This window comes from Bifidobacterium choerinum, assembly GCF_000741135.1.
GTDB classification, from domain to species: domain Bacteria; phylum Actinomycetota; class Actinomycetes; order Actinomycetales; family Bifidobacteriaceae; genus Bifidobacterium; species Bifidobacterium choerinum.
Genome location: NZ_JGYU01000001.1, coordinates 97,001 through 116,685 on the forward strand (window position 1 = coordinate 97,001; position 19,685 = coordinate 116,685).

Sequence of the window (19,685 nt, forward strand, 5' to 3'; positions counted from 1 at the left end):
ATGAACCGCAGCCGCATATCGTGCGACGTGACCATGGGCGACAGCGCCGGGTTGATTAATACGAATAGTTGATCTGGACGATCGTGCATGCGCATAGCAGCAGCACGGTGGCGGCGCAGGCGATTGCAATCGCGATGAGCACCAGGTTCCGTCCCGATACCTTGCCGCCGCGTCCGGTGACCGCGAAGCCCACGCCGCACACGACGAACATGAGGATGATGAGCATGAAGGTGCCGCTCCAGTTCGGACGCCATGCGTCGAAACTGGATATGGCGTCGATCAGTCCGATGCAGGCGACGACGACGGAGGCGATCGCCCATTTGGACCGCGGCCCTTGGTTGTCGGCCGTCACGAACTTCCAGAAACGGCGCTTCGCGATGACGTCGGCGGGAATGGCGGTGCTCTGCGCTGCCAGCTGTTCCGAGAGTTCCCGATACAGACGGCTATAGGCGGCGCCTTTGTCGTTCACGCCGATGGGCGCGTCGATGACGACCGCGCTGTGATCGCCGTCGGCGATCACATGCGCTTCGAATTCGTCATCGCCGTCGGGCAGGCGGAACCGCACGGCGTGCGCCGCATCATCGTTGCCGGCCACATCGAATCCCGCACTGTACTGCAACGTCTGCAGCAACGCGGCATAGGTCTGCGCCACCGATGATTGATAGCTCTGCCGCGCCAGGGACACGCGGGAGATCGCGGGATTCGACGTAGTCATGATGCATCCTTCAGATATCGGAACGTGGAGAAGAGGATCAGCTGACCGAGGCGAGGCGCTGGTTGACGCGGTTCATGACCTCGAGATAGTACTGCAGGTCGGCATCAGTCCACGACGACTGATCCATGTCATCGATTTTCTGCGTCATCTCCGAATACTCCTGCATCATCTTGAGGTAGTCGTTCATCATGCCGGCCTGGTTCGAGGACGAGTTGTACTTCTCCATGAAGTCGCAGTACTTGTTCATGTAGGACTCGTAGGAATCCATCGCCTCCTTGACGGACGGAGTCACGCCGCCGGCGTTCTGGTTCTGCGACTCCTGCTGCTTCTTCGTCTCTTCCTCCTGAGCCTTCTTTTCCTGCTCTGCGAGGCGCTTCTGCTCCTCTTCGGCCTTCTTGCGTTCCTCTTCAGCCTTCTTCTCTTCCTCAGCCTTCTTGACGGCTTCCTCTTCGACCTTCTTGGCAGCTTCTTCGTCGGCCTTCCGCTGCTTTTCCTTATCCGCATCCTCCTTGGAATCGATGGAGATGCTCATCGTGTCTTCGTTGGGATTATGCATCACGATGACACTGTCGCCTGCGGTATTCTTCGCACTGAACGTATCATCCGACTTGGCGAGGTCCACAGTGAAGCCCTTGGCACGTAGATCATTGGCATAGGATTCGAAATCGCTGGCCGTGACATCGCATACCGTGACGCTGTAGGACGCCGTAAATTCATAGACATCCATACCCCTGGTGGATTTCGGTGCGGGAATCTTGGTGGCGGCACCTGTCGTCGGCCAAGCGAAAGTCTTGCATCGGTCCTCGTCCTCCGCAGAAGACGACGAAGCATTTGACGGTGTAGTACTCGTCGTATGCGATTCATGCTTGCTGCCTCCGACGGCGCCGATCAGAGACAGCACCAGCGCAATGACAGCGATAGCAGCCGCAATGACCGTGATCATACGACCATGTTTCCTCCCCGGCTGTGTTTGCGAGAACGCCAACACACACAGCACAATAGGAACAATCGCGAAAACTACACATAGCCCAATTGGCGGATTTGTTGCCATAGCAAATAGACCGATAAGGAAATATACGGCGCTAACAATGAGTGCCGCGACCGCGACCGCGGACGTCTTTCCAGTATTCTTGTCAGTCAGCATCGCCGTGAACTTGTTCTTCGGCGCACGATGCGTCGTCGATGCCGTCTGGCCTTCGTCGGCAGCCGCATTCGCAGCGGGCGTCGTCGGGACAGTCGGCATTGCCTGCGTCGGCTGTTCCTGCGCGTTGAGCATGGTCGTCGTCGCAACCGGCATCGTCTGCGTCGTACCCTGCACCATCAGCTGGTCGCCGAGATCCTTGTAGAATTTCGCGATCTCCTGCTGTGCGGCATCCCCTGCTTCGACTGGTACCGTCACCTGCACGACGCCGGAGGAGGGATCGGTGCCCTCCGTCACCTTCGCGATAAACAGCCCATTGATGTTCGGAGTGCTGAATGTGACGGTCTTCGTCTGGTCATCCTTATGAATCAGATCAAAGACGGCGCTGAACTGCAGCATCTGCTCCAACGCGCCGTATACGTCCTGTGCCGAGGCCATATAGCTTTGCTGGTTTGACCGCGGATTTGCCCCCGGATTCGCTTCTGGCGTGGTCATGGTCAGCCTTCCCTTCATTTCCTCATCATGAATAAAAGTGTTTTGATTCTACTCCACTACTGCAAGCGAAATGCAGAAAACACATGTTTTTGTAGAGAAACCATGTAATTGTGATTCATGACATACATCGCACAAACAATGTGCAGATTTGATAATATATCACAAACATGTCACGACTGTCTACTTCCATAAGCATCTTCGCTTAATTAAACATGTCACTTCATCATGTATAGCATTCAGCCCTCCACATCGCAAGAACTTCACAATCAGTAAAATTTAGCATCATATGGCAGCAGAGAAAATATAGACTACAATCATACTATCTTCATTCTCTTAATTGCCAAATATTCTCACCCCTATCGCCTTCTTACCGAAAGTTGAAATTCAGCTTCACCCTCAGATTGATGTCACCAGCAATAGGGATGTCGATCCGATCATCTCCACATCGTTTCATCCAACGACCATCCGGCACTTCGGATGATCGCATCCGACAAAATTGGACTCCGTAATCACGACGTTGAACATACTACCTCCGTCAAGTTCGACGACGACGCCATCGCGACCGCAAACCGAGCCTCACCTCGAAGGATCACCGGACGAGCCGTGTACACTCAGCTCCCCAGAACGGAGACAGGCAACCGATTCGAGCAGACCTGAAATCCGACCTGACCAACTCAGTCCACAGTAGCCAACGATCGTTGCGCCGCACTCGAGCTCGAACACCTGCATCCCCACCTCAAACCGACGGATACGGAGGGAATGGACGGGATCGACCTTCTGCGGCGAGCCCCGCCCATCGCCTCGTTCATCCGGCCAATGGCCGCATTGTCACTGCGCCTTGAACTGGGTTGTCTTCTTCTGGAAGCGCTCAATCGCCTTCGTGAAGTCGAACTCATCATCCCAGATTTCCGAGTTCACGTCCGAATACAGCGTATAGACAGCCGATTTCATATCCGACCATGTGGAATAGAAATCAGACTTGGAATCAGACCAAGCCTTGTACGCCTCGCTACGGAGATCCGACCATTCCGAATACTCCATATTCTCCGGTTTGTCATCAAGAAGACCGTCATAATATTTATCATACACATCTTCATAAGCAGTATCATAAATATCATCATAATAATCTTCAAACGCGTCCTCGTACACGGCCTTATAGAAATCATCAAGCAGAGCATCCGCATCAAGATATTTATCCGACGTGGCTTTCTGTGACAATGTCTGCATATACTTCACGGCACCATCGCTTACCTTGTTATACAACGCATCCGTCTCGCTAGACACAAAAGCATACCAATCCGTCAGCGCCGACTTATTTGTCTTATACGAATCGATGGTGTCGCCAATCTTCGCCTCGGTTTCCGTCATCTTGGCAGTAATGGCCGCTGAACTCGACTGGAAGTCCTTTTCAATTTCCGCCGTGATTTCTTCAAGGCCGCTGGCCGTACCAGCCTGATTTTGAGTTTCATCATTGGCAGGCGTCTGCGTCTCTGACGGCTTATTCTCCGACTTGGTATCCACCTTGTTATCCGAGGAATCCGATGTCGCCCCACCGCTGCTCATTGACGATGATGCCTTAGACGGTTGACTGGTTCCAGCTTTCGGAACATTGACAAAGCCCAAAACAAGCGCCAATACGGACACCACCGCGGCAACTGCCGCAAGGATCCTAGACACCGTGTTTTTGTTGAGCGCAAACGCTGCATAGAGAGCGAATCCAGAGAGCGCCAACGACACCAGACCAAGCACCCACACGAGCCAGGCACCGGTCTTCGGAGTGAGCACGATAAGCAGGATGAGCGCCACAACCGCCAACGCAAGTGCGCCGATAGCAGTGTACATCACCCAGCCCGCAGGCTTCTTCGGAGCATGCGCCCCGCCGCCGGTCCCCGCGCTCTGGGGGGCCCACGTCTGCTGACCGTCTGCGTTCTGCAGCGCCGCAGGATTCTGCTGTGCTGCGGCAGTCATCTGCTGCATCATCAGTTCGCGGTTCAGCTCCCCGAAGAAGACCATGGATTCCATCTGCATATTGGCGCCTGTCTGGCCCTGTGGCACAATCTGGACCACGGATCCACCCAATGGGTTTTCCATGACCTGCACCATATAGGTAGAGCCATCGCTACGCGAAGTGATATTCGCCGTCTTGATGACGTCATCGGCCATGTCGAGCGTAAAGCCCTGACTCTTCAGCAGCGCGTCCTTCATCGCTTGATAGACGACATCGGCGGACTGCGGGAACTGCTGTGACGGAATCTGCGGCATGGTCTGAGTCGGCATCGCCCGCGTCGGATCCACCCCCGACGTTGCCGCCATCGGCATCGTCGGTTCCGTCATTTGCACAGGCTGCGTCGCATCTGTCTGCATGGAATCTACCGGAGTGTAATCGTTCTGCGGATCCGCTCCTGGGTTCACTTCTGGCGAGGTCATGGCTGACCTTCCCTTCTCTCGGAGACAGGGTGTGCGGATGCGTCGCCGCATCCGCACACCCGCTCATCTATCGGTCGTTCTGTTCTGGCGCGGAACTCCCCATAGAGACCGGCGCCGAGCTCCCGTCATCCGCCGTACGCGGACGACCCTCACCCGACGACGCCTCGCGTGCCGCCTCATCCAACTCTCGAACGCCGCGCAGAATCATGCTTGCCAACTGTGCGAACATATCTGCACTCCTTTCTGACGAGAGATGGTTCGCGACCGGCCTTCGGTCGCGTTGGGCTTGCGCCCTGTCATGCTTCTCGTCATCAAGGGGCATGTTTTATTCGCGAATCGCACTCCTTACCTATCGCGACAATCGGCGGTTTTCCGGGGATATGACGAGTCCTCTGCCCTGTTGTTCCATTCTCGAAGCTTCGTCATATAGTGTCAATGACATAACATGTTATATATAAACGAATTAAGAGAAGGGAATTATGGCATGGATGATATAAACCAAACGAGGGCCGCCTGCTGGAGGCGCAGACTGCGTGAATGTCTGAACGAACGGGGCCTGACGCAGGTGGAGTTCGTCAGCGCACTCAACCGCACCTATCTGACGAGATTCCATCAGAAGGACGTCAGCAGGTGGCTCAACACCGGCAACCAGACGGCCAACGGCGTCATCGGCTTCCCCAAATACGAGACGATGATGCTCATCGCCGATTTCTTCGGAGTCGACGTCGGCTACCTGACCGGCGAGACCAACGAGACATCCTTCGACCTGGAGAAAGCCAGCTCCTATACCGGACTGAGCAGTGATTCCATACTTGCCATCCGGCGGTGGATCGACGCTCCCGACGGCGCACCCGACGACGAACTGCGCAGCTGGCGCGCCGACACGATCGACCGTATGCTCTCCTCCAGCGGATTCAGCGAGCTGGCGGCCAAGATGCTCACGCTATACGAGATGTCCACGATCTGTTATTCCAGCCCCGAGCGATTCCAAAGCCTGATGCAATCGCTCGCCGCAAGCAGCGACCTGCCGGACAACCGGACCTTCCAATTGATCACCGGAGCATTCTACGGCATGGCGAACGAATCGTTCTCGTCATTGCTGAAGGACGCCTATCCGACCCCGACCGAGCAGCAATTCGAGTATTCCCTGAATACCGATTCCGCGGATGCATCGGATACGCAGGACGTTTCCGACAACGACGATCTCTGGTACGGCGCACTCTGAGATCCACCGGACAACACGCCACTCACCTATTCTCTGCATGATGCAGCCGCTGTAACGATGAGGCTCCGCGCCACGCCCACCGTCTCTCCCTTCTTCGAAACAGTATTATGAGGATAATTGAATTCGCAAAAGGTTCATAGCGGCAATGCAGCCGGCTCGACCTGCACGACATGGAAAGGGATGCCATGACCAACGAAATCGAAGTGTACGGCGACGACGACGGAATCATGCTGTTGGGCGATTCCGACGATATCCGGCAGGCCCTCGCCGAGCTCCAGATCGCAGAGGAGCAGACCGTGGACATCAATAATGCCGCAATATTGAAAAACGCGCAACGCGCCGCGAAGATGCTCCGGAAGATGCAGGAGCGCTCAGGGCGATGGGTGAAGCTCACCAAGGAATCCGCCGAAAAAGCACGCAAGCACGGTCTGCTGCGCAACAACGACACCGGCAATTTCATGGGAGTGATCGGCAAGGGCGGCAAAGGCGGCATCAAGGGCAACGTGCAGTTCGAGAAGATAGCCGGCGGCATTTCGCCGGAGAAACTGGCGAATGTCGAAATGCTGATGCTGACGATGGCGCTCGAGCAGACGATGAAGGAAATGACCGACTATCTCAAGCAGATCTACGCCAAGGTCGATCAGGTGCTGCGTCAGCAGAAGAACGCCGAACTGGCGAAATTCCTCAGCGTCGCCGGACTGGTGTCGGAGGCCGAAAACGAACTGCGGCATATCGGCGCCCTCTCCGACGCGACATGGGACCAACTGGGCAGCAGCGCCCAGACCGTGAACGAAGTACAGCAATATGCGCTGCTGCAACTCAAGGCCATCGCCGACAAGATCGTCGCGTCCACCAACGATACCCGATCCACGAAAGACGCCTTGACCAAGGCACGCCCCAGCATCGGAGAATGGTTGGCAGTCGCCGCGGATTGCCTGCGCCTGCGCGACCGCATCGACATGCTCAAGGTACAGCGGTTCATCGACGCCGACCTCGATCCGGAACTGCTCAGCAAGCATCGCTTCGTCATCGCGGACAATCGGCGCGCACGCTACCACTCGCTCACCGATGCGACCGCCAGACTGCAGCAGGCCATCAAGCAGGCGGTGCAGGGCAAGGACGACACGATGCGCGTCATCCTGCTGCCGATGGATGCGCCAGTCGTCATACGGGAAGGCAATGAGATCGCGGCCGCCCTCGCACGCTTCGACAAAGCGCTGGGCATGGAATACAAGACGCCGCATTATTCGGAGAAACAGTGGGATCAGGCGATGGGCGAAGTCGGGCAGAACATCGCGAACGGCACCGGGCAGCTGCTGCAGCAGACCGGCAACGCATTGGACGAAGGCGCCAAGCAGATCGGCAATGCCGCTAACGAGGCAGGCAACCAGATCAAGAAGGCGTTCAGCAACTTCCCGAAGCTGTGGTGAGGTCGCGTCCCATCAACATCTGCCTCATCCGCATCGGCACTGTTATAGCACCGTTATAAAAGAGCTGCCTCGCGAACGATATGATTTACGGCATATCGTCCGCGAGGCGGCTTCTTCAGATTCGCATATCGCTGCAGCAATCGGCGTTTGCGCAGCCTCCCGTCAACGCATACAAGCGTCCTCATTCTTTAGCTTGTTGGAACGTGAAATGAAGTTTCGTCTCCGGACTGATGCTGTTGACGATGGAGGTGTAGAATGATTTCGCCTGCTCCTCGAGGATGTCCCTGTTCGAATCGACGTATTCCTTCTTCGCCTTGTCGGTGAGGATGTTGTTGATCATGTCGAGGGAATCGATCTGCTGTGTGCCAAAGCTCAACGCCCCGTTCTGCTCGACGATCACCCGGTACTCGGGATCGTCGTAGCCAATGAATTTGAATTCGGGGATCGTGATGTCGAAGGTGTTCTCGTCGGTCTTCTTGATGGTGACCTCCTTGCCTTCGAATCCGAGCTTCGCGTCAAAGGTGTACTGAATGAATCGCGCACGCTCGGTGCCGGGGATTTCCATATTGAAGAAGTGGCTCTTGTTCTCCTTCGATATGATGCCGGTCACACCCAGCCTCAGCAGCGACACCTCCTTCGTACGCCGCATCGAACGGATCACCTGCGTATCCTCGGTACCCTTCTCTCGTATCGACCCGGGCATCGCCCACGGAAACAGCGAATAGAATCCGACACTAGTGGCCCAGCCTGCACCCATGGCAACAATCAGCACAATAATGATGCCCCACGTTTTCCCTTTCTGCCACCACTTCTTCTCTCCTCCATTGTTATTATTATTGCCCTTATTAAGGCTGTTGCCTCCACCCATCGCCATCGCCTCTCCTCCTTCGCGCCCTTCCGGAAAACCATCGGCTTCCGCATGCGACGATGCATTCGGTGCAGTTCGACGGAAGCACCTCCAAAGCCTTCACATTCGCGCTTCGCCTCACCGCAGATTTACTCTATCAGAGCATGCGATATCGACAGGCCCCATTGCCCATAATCACAGCGAACATCTGTAAACAGACGCAATGCAAACACGACTGTTGCATCAACCGACCTCTGCTTACACAAGAATAAAACTAGACAACAATACGTTTTCTGATTCAGCCATCCGAATCAGCGGAATCCATGCTGACGCATCCCGTGCGGCGCGAACAACTTCCTCTCTCACGGTCGCACCGCACATCGTCTCCGTCCCCTACTTCCCGCGCTGCAGGAACGCCGCCTTGACCAGGTCGACGATCATCTGACGCATGTCCTTGCCGCCGGCCTGCGCGGCCACGGTGATGCCGTTGACCTTGCCGATGAATCCTTCGCCGAACTGTTCCTCCATCAGATGGCGTGCCCATCCGAGGTCGTGCACGCTGCGTTTGCCGGAGTAGATCTCCTCGAACATGGCGACGGCGCCCTCGCCGAGCGCGGCGATGATGCTCGCGGCGACGATCGCGTTGATGACGCTCGCCGCGAGATCAATGCCCGGGATCGCCTTGATCGCGCTGATCGCCGAATGCGCGACGACGCCCGCCGTGCCCACCTGCACGACCTCATCGAAGAGCCGTTTGGCGTCCTCGTCCTTGTCGATCCCGTACAGTCTTGCCAATCCGTTCAGCTCGGCGAGTTCCAGCGGGGACAGGATCAGCGAGTCGGCGATCGGGATCGGCACGGCGCCCACGGTGGCGCCGGCCGCGACGCATGCGCCGATCAGTCCCTGCGCGAGCACGCGTTTGCGTGTCAGTTTGAAGTGCTGCAGGTCATGTGCGCCTCCGCGCAAGCCCTCGGGCATCGCCTGCATCGTCGCGTCGATGAGGTCGGCGATGCCTTCGGGCGCCGCGAAGGCCGTGTCGTTGATGACATAGGTCTGCGCGACGACCGGCACGATCGCGCGCAGGTTGCGCTCGATATGCGTCCCGTGGAACGCCTCCCGCACCATCGCGATGTTGCGTTCGCGGTCCGGCTGCGAATACGATTTCGTGACGACGGCGATGATCGGCACCGACTTCCACATCCGCACGGCGTTCGTCAGGTTGCGGATCGTGTCAGGGAACAGCTTCGCCGCCGTGCCGTCCACGCAGAACCAGATCACGTTGATGCGCGTGTTCTCGCTGCCTTCCTTCGCGCTCATCCGCGACCATTTGCGCACCGCATGCACGGCACGCAAACTTGCGATCGGCGACGGTTCGAAACCGATCGAATCGATGACGCGGAACGGCACCGACGGACTTGCGTAGATCGCGAGTTCCCCGGTCGTGCCGCGCGTGCCGAAGCTCGTCTTCGCGACGTCCTCGCCGATGACGGCGTTGATGAGCGTCGATTTGCCGACGCCCGAATTGCCCAGCACGAGCACGTTGCCTTTGGGTTCCAGCTGCCGTGACGGCGCGATGGGCCGCCCGTCGTTCACACCGCCGTTGTCGTATGCCATGCCGCCATCCTAACCGCGTTTGCCGCTTGCATGCCTATCATGTCCCACCGGCGGACGTCCGATCGGCTGATGCCGTCACTTCGTCTGCGTCGACGAGTCCTTCTGGTCATCCGTGCTCGAACCGGCGCCTCCGGTCAGCGCCTTGCGCGACCCCTCGGCGGCCTTCTTGCGTTCCTCGGCCTGCTTCTTCGCCTCCTCCGCCGAGCGTGGCGTACGGACGAGCTCCGAGCCGGTGGCCTTCACCATCATGTCGTCGACGCGGTCGAGCATCGCGTCGAATTCCTTCTGCTGTTCGGGCGTGAGCTTCGTGTTCTCGACCGCCTCGATCTGTGCGAGGATGTCCTCCATCTGGCTGTTCCACTCGATGTATCCTTCGACCTCATCGGCGGGAATGCCCTCCTGGCTGTTGAGCAGCGTCGCGTAGTGCGCGTATTTCGTCATGAACTCCTCGTAGTTCTTCATGACCTGCTCGGGATCGGTCGTGGACGGCGCGACCTTCTCCTCCTTGCCGTCGGCGTCCTTGCCGTCGGATTCCTTGCTCTTGTCGTCCTTGTCCTCCGATGCCGCGCTCTGCGACGTGGAGGCGGCCGGCTTGGCTTCGGCCTCCGCATCGTCCTTCGCGTTGAGACGTAGCGCAACGATGACGCCGACGGCGATGAGCGCGGCGACGACGACGCCGACGATGGCGATGATCCAGATCTTCTTCGACTTCGACTGCTTCGGTTCTGTGGTTTCCATCCGGGCTCCTTGACCTCATCGACGACGGATGGCACCGTCGTCATCCATGCGCGCGGCCGACGCGCGGCACATCCATCGTTTGCATCACGATGGCTTTAATCCGTATTCCATCCTAACAAATCAGACGATGACAACGTCGGCCGACACCGCCGTTTCTTCGTGTTTTTCGACACAATCTTCACGCCCGCCGCGCTGCGTGCCTCCATCTCGCATTCGTCGACGACCGCTCATGCGTCGACGACGATCCGCACGATGTCCGCGCAGGATACTTCGCAGCGTCCATCGCCGCGCGCATCGATCGACGCATCCTGACTTCCGTCGATCGACAGCCGCCGCGCGGCGCCGTCATAGCCGCGCACCGCGCCGCGCACCGTCCTGTACTCGCCGACGTCGGCGCCGTCATGCTCCGCCACGAAATACGTCACCTCGACATGCGGCATGTCGTCGAGACGTGCGAGCAGCGCGGACAGACGTCGGTCGAGCTCCTCCCGCGCATCCTCCCCCAGTTCGGCGCGGCGCGCACGCGGGCGTGCGACGTCGTCGATGATCTCCTCGTATCCGGTGAGCGCCGCGAAGGGCATGAACTGCGCAGCCCGCTGCGCCGCCGGCATCGCCGGATGGATGCGCGAGCGGTGATGCGGCAGATCGACGATGTCGTCGTAGCGATGCGTGTGTTCGAGACTCATGCAGCGTGCCCTCCGATCTGCCGGTTGCGTTCGATGCCGGTCGCGCCGTCCTCGAGATTGAGGCCGGTGATCACAGCGTTGCCACCGAAGCGTTCCTTGACGCCGAGCAGCGCGCGCTGTACGGCGAGTTCGCGTGCGTCGCGGTCGGCGTCGCGGCGCACATCGCCGCGACCGCCATGGTCGTCGCCTCCGCGCGCACCGCTCGCACTCTGCCCGCCTACATCCCGCTCGCCTGCACCCCGTTCGCTCACGCTTCGTCCGTTTGAACGCTCCCCGTCCGCATGCCGTCCGCCCGTGCGCCGCCCATCCGCGCTGAGCTCATCCGGGCCCCGTTCATCCGCGGCGGCGAATAGATCCGGCTGCTCGTACCGTCCGGCACCCTCCGCATGCCCGTCCGCGACCGAACCATCCGCTCCGTCCGAGGCGATCTTCGATGCGCCGACGGTGACGCGCCGCACGAGCAGCCTTGGGTCGACGACGCGGTCGAAGATCCCGGCGAAGGCCTCGCGCAGCCGCGCCGCGTTCGCCGTCGCCGCCTCCATCCGATGCGAGCCGTGCGCGCTCTTCGGCACTCGCCGGCCGTAGCGGTCGACGTCGACCGGGCCCATATATCCGCCATCGTGCGCGCCGCCGAGGCTCGCGACGTCGTAGCCGACCGTCAGCGTGACATGGTCGGTCACATCGCCGTGTCCGAGCAGCTCGTAGGCGACATCGTCGGCCATCTCGAGCACGATCGTGCGCGCCCGCCGCCAGTCGTAGGGCTCGTGCAGCACCTGCCCGCAGCTCAGCGTCGATCGGGCCGGCCGGTAGCGTTTGATGTCGGCGATCGTGCACGGCTCCCAGCCCCATGCGTGGTCGATGAGCAGCTCCGCGTTGACGCCGAACAGCCGGTAGAGCAGCCCCTCGTTGTAGTAGTCGTTCACCGAACCGATCGAGCAGCGCGCGACGTCGCCCATCGTCATCAGCCCATGATGTTCGAGTGTGCGCGACACGCCGGGGCCGACGCGCCAGAAGTCGGTGAGCGGACGGTGCGCCCACAGCGAGCGCCGGTACGCCATCTCGTCGAGACGCGCGATGCGCACGCCGTCCGCGTCGGCCGGGACGTGCTTGGCGACGATGTCCATCGCGACCTTCGCCAGATACAGGTTCGTGCCGATGCCGGCCGTCGCCGTGATGCCGGTCTCGGCGGCGATCGCGGCGACGATGCGCCGCGCGAGCTCGTGCGCGTCGCAGCCGAAGTATCCCAGATACGACGTGGCGTCGATGAAGACCTCGTCGACCGAGTAGACGTGGATGTCCTTCGCGTCGGCGTAGCGCAGGTAGATGCCGTAGATGCGCGCGCTCGCCTCGAGGTAGTGCGCCATGCGCGGCTTCGCGACGATGAACTCCGCCTTGAGCGACGGGTCGGCCGCGAGCGCGGCCGCGCTTGACGATCCGCCGGTGAAGCGGCGTCCCGGTGCATGCAGCCGCCGTTCCTCGTTGACCTCGCGCATGCGTTCCTCGACTTCGAACAGACGGGGACGCCCGCCGATGCCGAGCGCCTTGAGCGACGGCGAAACGGCGAGGCAGATCGTCTTGGACGTGCGCGAGCGGTCCGCGACGACCAGGTTGGCGTCGAGCGGATCGAGCCCGCGCTCCACGCATTCCTCGGATGCGTAGAACGACTTGAGGTCTATGGCGAGATAGCTGCGTGCGTCCATGCCCCCATTATCGAACAAACGTTCGAATATGTCGAGCCCGGCGCGCCGTGTCGGCGTCACGCCATACAAACGCGGGGCGCAGCGTCGGTTCCGTTCCGGCGCCCCGCCCTGGGGACGCGATGATGCGCTAGGCGAATTCGCGCTCGCCGATCGCCGCGGAAGCGGAACTGCCGCTCCACATCCGAACGGCCGCGTCGCACGCCCGTGTCCGGCATGTGAATGGGCGTGCGTCGCCGATTCGTTGCGATGACGCCGTTCTGGCGAAATCCGCGTTTCCCGATGTAGTCGACACTTGCTAGGGTTTATCTCGTAGCGAATCCCCTGTCTCCAGTTGTGGAAGGAGTTTTGGCTTGTCGGCTGAACTCGAAGAGATCCATGAGGAATGTGGCATTTTCGGCGTATGGGGACATCCCGATGCCGCGCGCCTCACCTACTTCGGATTACACGCATTGCAGCATCGTGGCCAGGAGGGAGCCGGCATCGTCTCCAACGACCACGGCCACCTCATCGGACACCGCGGGCTCGGCCTGCTCACCCAGGTGTTCCAAGACGAAAAGGACATCCAGCGGCTTCAGGGCGACGCCGCGATCGGCCACGTGAGGTACGCGACCGCCGGATCCGGCGGCATCGACAACATCCAGCCGTTCATCTTCCGCTTCCATGACGGCGACGTGGCGCTGTGCCACAACGGCAACCTGACGAACTGCTTCTCGCTGCGCCGCGCGCTCGAGGACGAGGGGGCGATCTTCCATTCGAACTCGGACACCGAAGTGCTCATGCATCTGGTCCGCCGTTCGGTGCGTGCGAAGATCACCGACAAGCTGCAGGAGGCGCTCAACACGATCCACGGCGGCTTCGCGTATCTGATCATGACCGAACATGAGATGATCGGCGCGCTCGACCCCAACGGATTCCGCCCGCTGTCCCTGGGCCGCATGTCCAACGGCGCCTACGTGCTCGCGTCCGAGACCTGCGCGCTCGACGTCGTCGGCGCCGAACGCATCCGCGACATCCAGCCGGGCGAGATGATCGTCATCGACGACTCCGGCTACCGCATCCACACGTACACGAGCCGCACGCAGCTGTCCATCTGCTCGATGGAGTACATCTACTTCGCGCGTCCCGACTCGGACATCTACGGCGTCAACGTGCATTCGGCACGCAAGCGCATGGGCGCGCGCCTCGCCCAGGAGTCGCCGGTCGACGCGGACATGGTCATCGGCGTGCCGAACTCGTCGCTGTCGGCGGCCTCCGGCTACTCCGAGGAGGCGGGACTGCCCAACGAGATGGGCCTGATCAAGAACCAGTACGTCGCACGCACGTTCATCCAGCCGACGCAGGCGCTGCGCGAGCAGGGCGTGCGCATGAAGCTGTCCGCCGTCAAGTCGGTCGTCAAAGGCAAGAGGATCGTCGTCATCGACGATTCGATCGTGCGCGGCACGACGTCGAAGCGCATCGTGCAGCTGCTCAAGGAGGCCGGCGCCGCCGAGGTGCACATGCGCATCAGCTCGCCGCCGCTCAAATACCCGTGCTTCTACGGCATCGACATCTCGACGACGCAGGAGCTCATCGCCGCGAAGAAGTCGGTCGACGAGATCCGCGAGTTCATCGGCGCGGATTCCCTCGCCTTCCTCTCCCTCGACGGCCTGATCGAATCGATCGGCCTGAACGCGGACGCGCCGTACGGCGGCCTGTGCGTCGCCTACTTCAACGGCGACTACCCGACCGCGCTCGACGACTACGAGGCCGACTTCCTCGCCTCGCTGACGCCGGAGGACCGCGTCACATTGCCCGGATACAACGGCAGGAAGACGATGTACGAAGGCACCGAGTACACGATGCACCAGAAGCCCCTCGGCGAGCACGCCTCCGACGCGCCCACCGAATACATGGTCCCGAACATCTAGCGCATCCGATCCGTCCGGCCGGCTCCGCCCATGCGCAAAGCCGACCGGCCAAACCTCACCGAAAACCCCAACGAGACCCGCCGATTCCACGCGGCGGACAGAAAGGTCAGCATGCCACAAGCATATGAAGACGCGGGCGTGAGCGTCGAAGCCGGCTACGAAGTGGTCAAGCGCATCAAATCGCACGTCGCGCGCACGGACCGTCCGGGCGTCGTCAGCGGCATCGGCGGCTTCGGAGGCCTCTTCGACCTCGCGTCGCTCGACTACAAGGAGCCGGTGCTCATCTCCGGCACCGACGGCGTCGGCACGAAGCTCGTCATCGCCAAGCTCATGGACAAGCACGACACGATCGGCGTCGACTGCGTCGCGATGTGCGTCAACGACGTCGTCGCCCAGGGCGCGCAGCCGCTGTTCTTCCTCGACTACATCGCCTGCGGCAAGAACGACCCGGCCGTGCTCGAACAGGTCGTCTCCGGCGTCGCCGACGGCTGCGTGCAGGCGGGCGCCGCGCTCATCGGCGGCGAGACCGCCGAGATGCCGGGCATGTACGACGCCGACGAGTACGATCTGGCCGGCTTCACCGTCGGCTGCGCCGAACGTTCGCAGATCGTCGACGGCTCCGCGATCCGCGCCGGCGACGTCCTCATCGGCCTGCCGTCCACCGGCGTGCATTCGAACGGCTTCTCGCTCGTGCGCAAGGCGCTCTTCGAGCGGGCCGGCTACACGGTGCACACGCGTCTGCCCGAACTGGGCGACCGCGAGCTCGGCGACGTGCTGCTCACGCCGACGAAGATCTACGTGAACGCGCTCATGCCGCTGTTCGAGGCGAATCTGGTGCACGGCGTCGCCCACATCACCGGCGGCGGCTTCATCGAGAACGTGCCGCGCATGCTGCCCGACGGCCTCGCCGCGCATATCGACCTGGACGCATGGCAGGTGCCGCCGATCTTCGACGTCATCGAAAAGGCCGGCGACGTCGACCATATGGAGATGTACAACATCTTCAACATGGGCATCGGCATGGTCGTCGCCGTGCCCGCCGACCGCGTCGACGAGGTCATGAACCTGCTCGACCATGCGGGCGAGGCGGCCTACCGCATCGGCGCCGTCGTCGAGAAGTCCGACCGGGACGTGGAGCTCGTCTGAGCCATCCGAAGGCCGTGCGCGTCACGCGCGCGGCCTTCCACGTTGTTTCCCGGCGATTTTCGTCGTTTCCAACGATTGTTCCCAACCATTCCCGAAGAAAGAAGAGACATGAAGGTTTTGGTCATCGGTTCCGGCGCGCGCGAGCACGCGATCGCCGACGCGCTGCTGCGCGGCGGCAGCGTCGAAGAGGTCACCGTCGCCCCCGGCAATCCGGGCATGGAGCTCGAGGACGGCATCCGCACATTGCAGCTCGCGCCGTCGAACCAGGCCGCGCTCATCGATTTCGTGCGCAACAACGATTACGACTGGGTCTTCGTCGGCCCCGAGGTCCCGCTCATCGACGGCATCGTCGACGCCTTCGCCGAAGCCGGCATCAAGGCCTTCGGCCCGCGCAAGGCCGCCGCGCAGATCGAGGGTTCGAAGGACTTCGCCAAGCAGCTCATGGAACGCTACGGCATTCCGACGGCCGCCTACCGCACCTTCGACGAGCTCGCCCCGGCCGTCGAGTACGTGCACGGGCACGGCGCGCCGATCGTCATCAAGGCGGACGGCCTGGCCGCGGGCAAGGGCGTGACCGTCGCGATGGACGAGGAGACGGCCGTCGCCGCGCTCAACGACATCTTCGTCGACCACCGTTTCGGCGCGGCCGGCGCGAAGGTCGTCGTCGAGGACTACCTCGAGGGTCAGGAGTTCTCGCTGATGAGCTTCGTCAGCGGCACCGATTTCTGGCCGATGCCGATCAGTCAGGACCACAAGCGCGCCTACGACGACGACCAGGGTCCGAACACCGGCGGCATGGGCGCCTACAGCCCGGTCCCGCAGATCGGCCAGGACGTCGTCGACGAGGCGATCGCGACGATCGTCAAGCCGACCGTCGAGGCGATGGCGCAGGACGGCACGCCGTTCACCGGCATCCTCTACGCCGGCCTCATCGCGACCGCCGACGGCCCGAAGGTCATCGAGTTCAACGCGCGTTTCGGAGACCCGGAGACCGAGGTCGTGCTGCCGAAGCTCACGAGCGACCTCGGCGCCGCGGTCGACGCGATCCTCAACGGCGAGACGCCCGAGTTCACCTGGGACGAGGACCATGCGACGCTCGGCGTCGTGCTCGCCTCCGACGGCTATCCGAACGACGTCGTCAAGGGCGCGCGCATCCCCGAGCTGCACGTCGACGACGACTCGCACGTCTACTATGCGGGCGTCGCGCGCGACGGCGACGGCCTCGTCGCGAACTCCGGCCGCGTGCTGCTCGTCGAATCCTCGGCGCCGACGCTCGCCGAGGCGCAGCACAAGGTCTACGCAATCCTCGACGCCGCCGACACGACCGGCATGTTCTACCGTCACGACATCGGCGCGAAGGCGCTCAAGGACTGATCTGCGCAGCCGAGCGCATATGAAAGGGCGGCCGGTATCCCCGGATGGGGAAGCCGGCCGCTCTTTCATATGCCGCGCGATATGCGATTGACCGACGGCGTCACTTCGGCAGGTTCATGAAGTCGGTGTCCTTGAGGTAGTTCGCGCCGGCCGTGATGTCGTACTGGATGAGGCGGTAGTCGGCGAGCAGCTGCTTGGTCTCGGCGTCCATGTCCGCATAGGCCATCGGCTCGCCGTCCTGGTTGAGGTAGATCGCCTGGCCTTCGGGGATGCGGTCCCACCCCTGGATCGTGTTGACGACCGGCGGTTCCATCGCGGCCACATGCTCATGCATGCGCGTCAGGAAGCCGATGTACGGCGAGACCTTCGCGTTCATCTGTTCGGCGGCCTGCGCGATGAAGAAGTTCGGCGACGTGTACGCGCTGTCCTCGATCTTCGTGTCGTGGCTCCACGAGGCCTTGTTCGACCAGATGAAGTAGTCGGTCAGATGCAGCCCGACCGAGTTGCGCGCGTCCGCGCCGGCCGTCGAGTAGATGCCGGGAAGATGGTCGCCGTAGAAGACGACGGTGATCGGCTTGTCGATGTCGTCGAGTTCCTCGAGGAAGTCCTTCGTCGCCTCGTCGGTCAGCTCCATGCCCTTCGCGTAGGTGCGGATCGAGCGCTTCTCCTTGTCGGTGAGCGGCTTGTCCGAGCCGGGCGCGTCGGTGACCGTGAACTCATTGTCCTTGTACCAGTCGTTGTACGGCATGTGGTTCTGCATCGTGATGACCTGCAGGAACTGGTTGTCGTCGGTCTTCCTGATCTCCTCGACGGTGCTCCTGTAGGTCGCCTCGTCGGAGACGTACGGCGAATCGTCGATGCGGTCCTGATGCGCGATGACGTCGTCGCCCTTGAGCGCGTAGAAGTGCGAGAAGCCGAGCTTCTTGTAGTTCGTCTCGCGCGAATACATGCTCGGCTCGTAGGGGTGCAGGCCGATCGAGTTGCTCGGCGGCCCCCACAGCTGGTTGACGCTCGGCGTCCAGCAGGCGCCGGGCACGAGCTGCTGGTAGGGGCTCGTCAGCGAGGCGTCGAAGTTGACCATGCTCAGGCCGGTCAGTCCCATGTACTCGAGGTTCGCGGTGCCGCCGCCGTAGCCCGACGAGAGCATGAGTCCGCTCGTCGTCTCCCCCTTGATCTTGCGGATGTCGGGCATCGGGTCCTTGTTGAGTTCGACGCCGGGCACGCGCGTGGGGTCGGAGAACGATTCGGACAGCACGTAGACGACGGTGCTGTCGTCGAGCGAATGCGTTCTCGTGCGGTTGATCGCGGCCGCCTCCTTCGCGTAGCGCGCCGCGACCTCGTCCATCGTCTCCCTGCTGTAGTCGGCCGGCTCGTCCATGACCTTCGGGTCGACCTGCCGCAGGAAGGAGACGACGACGCCGTTGCGCTGCGCGTCGTAGACGGAGTCCCACATCGACGGCTTGTCACCCATGCCGCGCGAGACGTGGTACCCCCACGAGTCGACGCTGCCGACCGACGTCGCGTAGCCGGCGACGGCGAGCGCCGGCAGCAGCATGAGCAGGATGCGCGTACAGGCGCCGACGGCCTTGTTGCCGCCGGAGACGAGTGCGCCGCGGCGCGGGTCGAGACGCCAGCAGACGACGGCGATCGCGATCGAGACGACGATGATCGCGGCGGCGACGCCGATGATGCCGCCCGCCTCCGGCGGCAGGAACTTCATCAGGTCGCCGGTGTTGCCGCCCAGGAAGTTGAGGTCGGAGGGCAGGATCGCCTCGTAGCGCGTCGCGATCTTCATCTTCTCGGCGGCCGCGATGACGGCGGCGGCGGACAGCAGGATCGGCGTCGCCACCCAGAAGCGGTTCGTCGCCATCAACAGGATCAGATAGATCAGTCCGATGAGCAGCAGGTTGAGCAGCAGCACGCAGTTGCCCTGCGTGAACATCTTGTGCCACATCGCGCCGAGCCCCTCGTTCGCGCTCGACAGCTGCACGCGCGTCGACGTCAGTGCGACGCCCCACTGCATGATCGCCAGCGCCGCATAGTCGGCGAGGAGGAAAAGGACGGCGTAGACGACCGTCCAGACGGTGCGTGTGCCGTGCGCGCCGCGCGGGGGCATCGCGCGGGCCTGCTCCGGGTCGATCGTCCGGATCGTCAGTTCCTCGATGTCGACGTTGCCGGCGTCCGCCTGCCGTTGTTCGTTGTCCACTGTCGTGCCGCTCCAGATGTCTTGGTGTTGGTTC

The 19,685-nt window shown here is 61.6% G+C and carries 14 protein-coding genes; 5 read left to right on the plus strand and 9 right to left on the minus strand.

All coding sequences use genetic code 11. The features are described 5' to 3' along the window. Positions 1-55: 55 nt before the first annotated feature. The 3 genes from BCHO_RS00405 to BCHO_RS00415 all read right to left on the minus strand — a co-directional run bounded on the left by BCHO_RS00405 (position 56) and on the right by BCHO_RS00415 (position 4,778). Entirely contained in the window at positions 56-715 is a 660-nt protein-coding gene (locus BCHO_RS00405) for a hypothetical protein (RefSeq protein WP_024540753.1), read from the minus strand. Positions 716-752: 37 nt separating this feature from the next. Beyond that, positions 753-2,351, minus strand: coding sequence for a DUF6591 domain-containing protein (locus tag BCHO_RS00410; protein ID WP_081707944.1), 1,599 nt, complete (start codon positions 2,349-2,351; stop codon positions 753-755). 828 nt (positions 2,352-3,179) lie between these two features. Beyond that, on the minus strand, positions 3,180-4,778 hold the full coding sequence (locus tag BCHO_RS00415) for a hypothetical protein (protein WP_152595861.1): 1,599 nt from the start codon (positions 4,776-4,778) through the stop codon (positions 3,180-3,182). Positions 4,779-5,343: 565 nt separating this feature from the next. Here BCHO_RS00415 and BCHO_RS00420 point away from each other — a divergent pair. Both BCHO_RS00420 and BCHO_RS00425 read left to right on the plus strand, forming a co-directional pair. Continuing rightward, positions 5,344-6,003, plus strand: a complete 660-nt coding sequence (locus BCHO_RS00420; RefSeq protein ID WP_237742997.1) for an XRE family transcriptional regulator — start codon at positions 5,344-5,346, stop codon at positions 6,001-6,003. Between the two features lie 185 nt (positions 6,004-6,188). Next, a complete protein-coding gene (locus tag BCHO_RS00425; protein WP_024540749.1) occupies positions 6,189-7,433 on the plus strand; it encodes a hypothetical protein in 1,245 nt (414 codons plus the stop codon). Positions 7,434-7,614: 181 nt separating this feature from the next. On the opposite strand, the gene BCHO_RS00430 is transcribed toward BCHO_RS00425, so the two are convergent. The 5 genes from BCHO_RS00430 to BCHO_RS00450 all read right to left on the minus strand — a co-directional run bounded on the left by BCHO_RS00430 (position 7,615) and on the right by BCHO_RS00450 (position 13,018). Next, the gene (locus BCHO_RS00430) at positions 7,615-8,190 is read right to left on the minus strand and encodes a hypothetical protein (RefSeq protein WP_237742998.1); all 576 of its coding nucleotides are present in this window, start codon (positions 8,188-8,190) and stop codon (positions 7,615-7,617) included. Positions 8,191-8,673: 483 nt separating this feature from the next. Continuing rightward, on the minus strand, positions 8,674-9,894 hold the full coding sequence (locus BCHO_RS00435; protein ID WP_024540747.1) for a GTP-binding DUF697 domain-containing protein: 1,221 nt from the start codon (positions 9,892-9,894) through the stop codon (positions 8,674-8,676). 75 nt (positions 9,895-9,969) lie between these two features. Beyond that, positions 9,970-10,632 carry a DUF6591 domain-containing protein gene (locus BCHO_RS00440; RefSeq protein WP_024540746.1) on the minus strand — a complete coding sequence of 221 codons (663 nt, stop codon included), beginning with the start codon at positions 10,630-10,632 and terminating at the stop codon, positions 9,970-9,972. A gap of 227 nt (positions 10,633-10,859) precedes the next feature. After that, positions 10,860-11,318 carry a hypothetical protein gene (locus BCHO_RS00445; protein ID WP_024540745.1) on the minus strand — a complete coding sequence of 153 codons (459 nt, stop codon included), beginning with the start codon at positions 11,316-11,318 and terminating at the stop codon, positions 10,860-10,862. Continuing rightward, complete coding sequence (locus BCHO_RS00450; protein WP_029675398.1) at positions 11,315-13,018, minus strand: Y-family DNA polymerase; 1,704 nt, start codon at positions 13,016-13,018, stop codon at positions 11,315-11,317. The genes BCHO_RS00445 and BCHO_RS00450 overlap by 4 nt, the downstream gene beginning before the upstream one ends. 350 nt (positions 13,019-13,368) lie before the next feature. Here BCHO_RS00450 and purF point away from each other — a divergent pair, with 350 nt between their 5' ends. From purF to purD, 3 genes are all read left to right on the plus strand, one after another. Beyond that, a complete protein-coding gene (gene purF, locus BCHO_RS00455) occupies positions 13,369-14,925 on the plus strand; it encodes an amidophosphoribosyltransferase (protein WP_024540743.1) in 1,557 nt (518 codons plus the stop codon). 111 nt (positions 14,926-15,036) lie between these two features. After that, positions 15,037-16,071 carry a phosphoribosylformylglycinamidine cyclo-ligase gene (purM, locus tag BCHO_RS00460; protein ID WP_024540742.1) on the plus strand — a complete coding sequence of 345 codons (1,035 nt, stop codon included), beginning with the start codon at positions 15,037-15,039 and terminating at the stop codon, positions 16,069-16,071. A 108-nt stretch (positions 16,072-16,179) separates the two neighbouring features. Further along, positions 16,180-17,445 carry a phosphoribosylamine--glycine ligase gene (gene purD, locus BCHO_RS00465; protein WP_024540741.1) on the plus strand — a complete coding sequence of 422 codons (1,266 nt, stop codon included), beginning with the start codon at positions 16,180-16,182 and terminating at the stop codon, positions 17,443-17,445. Positions 17,446-17,545: 100 nt separating this feature from the next. Here the strand turns inward: purD and BCHO_RS00470 are convergent, their stop codons facing one another. After that, positions 17,546-19,561: an LTA synthase family protein gene (locus BCHO_RS00470; RefSeq protein WP_081707943.1), complete on the minus strand. Its 2,016-nt coding sequence runs from the start codon at positions 19,559-19,561 to the stop codon at positions 17,546-17,548. Positions 19,562-19,685: the final 124 nt, after the last annotated feature.

Bases quoted from the DNA above. Each gene is read 5' to 3' on its own strand.
- BCHO_RS00405 (WP_024540753.1), bottom strand. From the start codon at position 715: ATGACTACGTCGAATCCCGCGATCTCCCGCGTGTCCCTGGCGCGGCAG.
- BCHO_RS00410 (WP_081707944.1), bottom strand. From the start codon at position 2,351: ATGACCACGCCAGAAGCGAATCCGGGGGCAAATCCGCGGTCAAACCAG.
- BCHO_RS00415 (WP_152595861.1), bottom strand. From the start codon at position 4,778: ATGACCTCGCCAGAAGTGAACCCAGGAGCGGATCCGCAGAACGATTAC.
- BCHO_RS00425 (WP_024540749.1), top strand. From the start codon at position 6,189: ATGACCAACGAAATCGAAGTGTACGGCGACGACGACGGAATCATGCTG.
- BCHO_RS00430 (WP_237742998.1), bottom strand. From the start codon at position 8,190: ATGGGTGCAGGCTGGGCCACTAGTGTCGGATTCTATTCGCTGTTTCCG.
- BCHO_RS00435 (WP_024540747.1), bottom strand. From the start codon at position 9,894: ATGGCATACGACAACGGCGGTGTGAACGACGGGCGGCCCATCGCGCCG.
- BCHO_RS00440 (WP_024540746.1), bottom strand. From the start codon at position 10,632: ATGGAAACCACAGAACCGAAGCAGTCGAAGTCGAAGAAGATCTGGATC.
- BCHO_RS00445 (WP_024540745.1), bottom strand. From the start codon at position 11,318: ATGAGTCTCGAACACACGCATCGCTACGACGACATCGTCGATCTGCCG.
- BCHO_RS00450 (WP_029675398.1), bottom strand. From the start codon at position 13,018: ATGGACGCACGCAGCTATCTCGCCATAGACCTCAAGTCGTTCTACGCA.
- purM (WP_024540742.1), top strand. From the start codon at position 15,037: ATGCCACAAGCATATGAAGACGCGGGCGTGAGCGTCGAAGCCGGCTAC.
- purD (WP_024540741.1), top strand. From the start codon at position 16,180: ATGAAGGTTTTGGTCATCGGTTCCGGCGCGCGCGAGCACGCGATCGCC.
- BCHO_RS00470 (WP_081707943.1), bottom strand. From the start codon at position 19,561: ATGCCCCCGCGCGGCGCGCACGGCACACGCACCGTCTGGACGGTCGTC.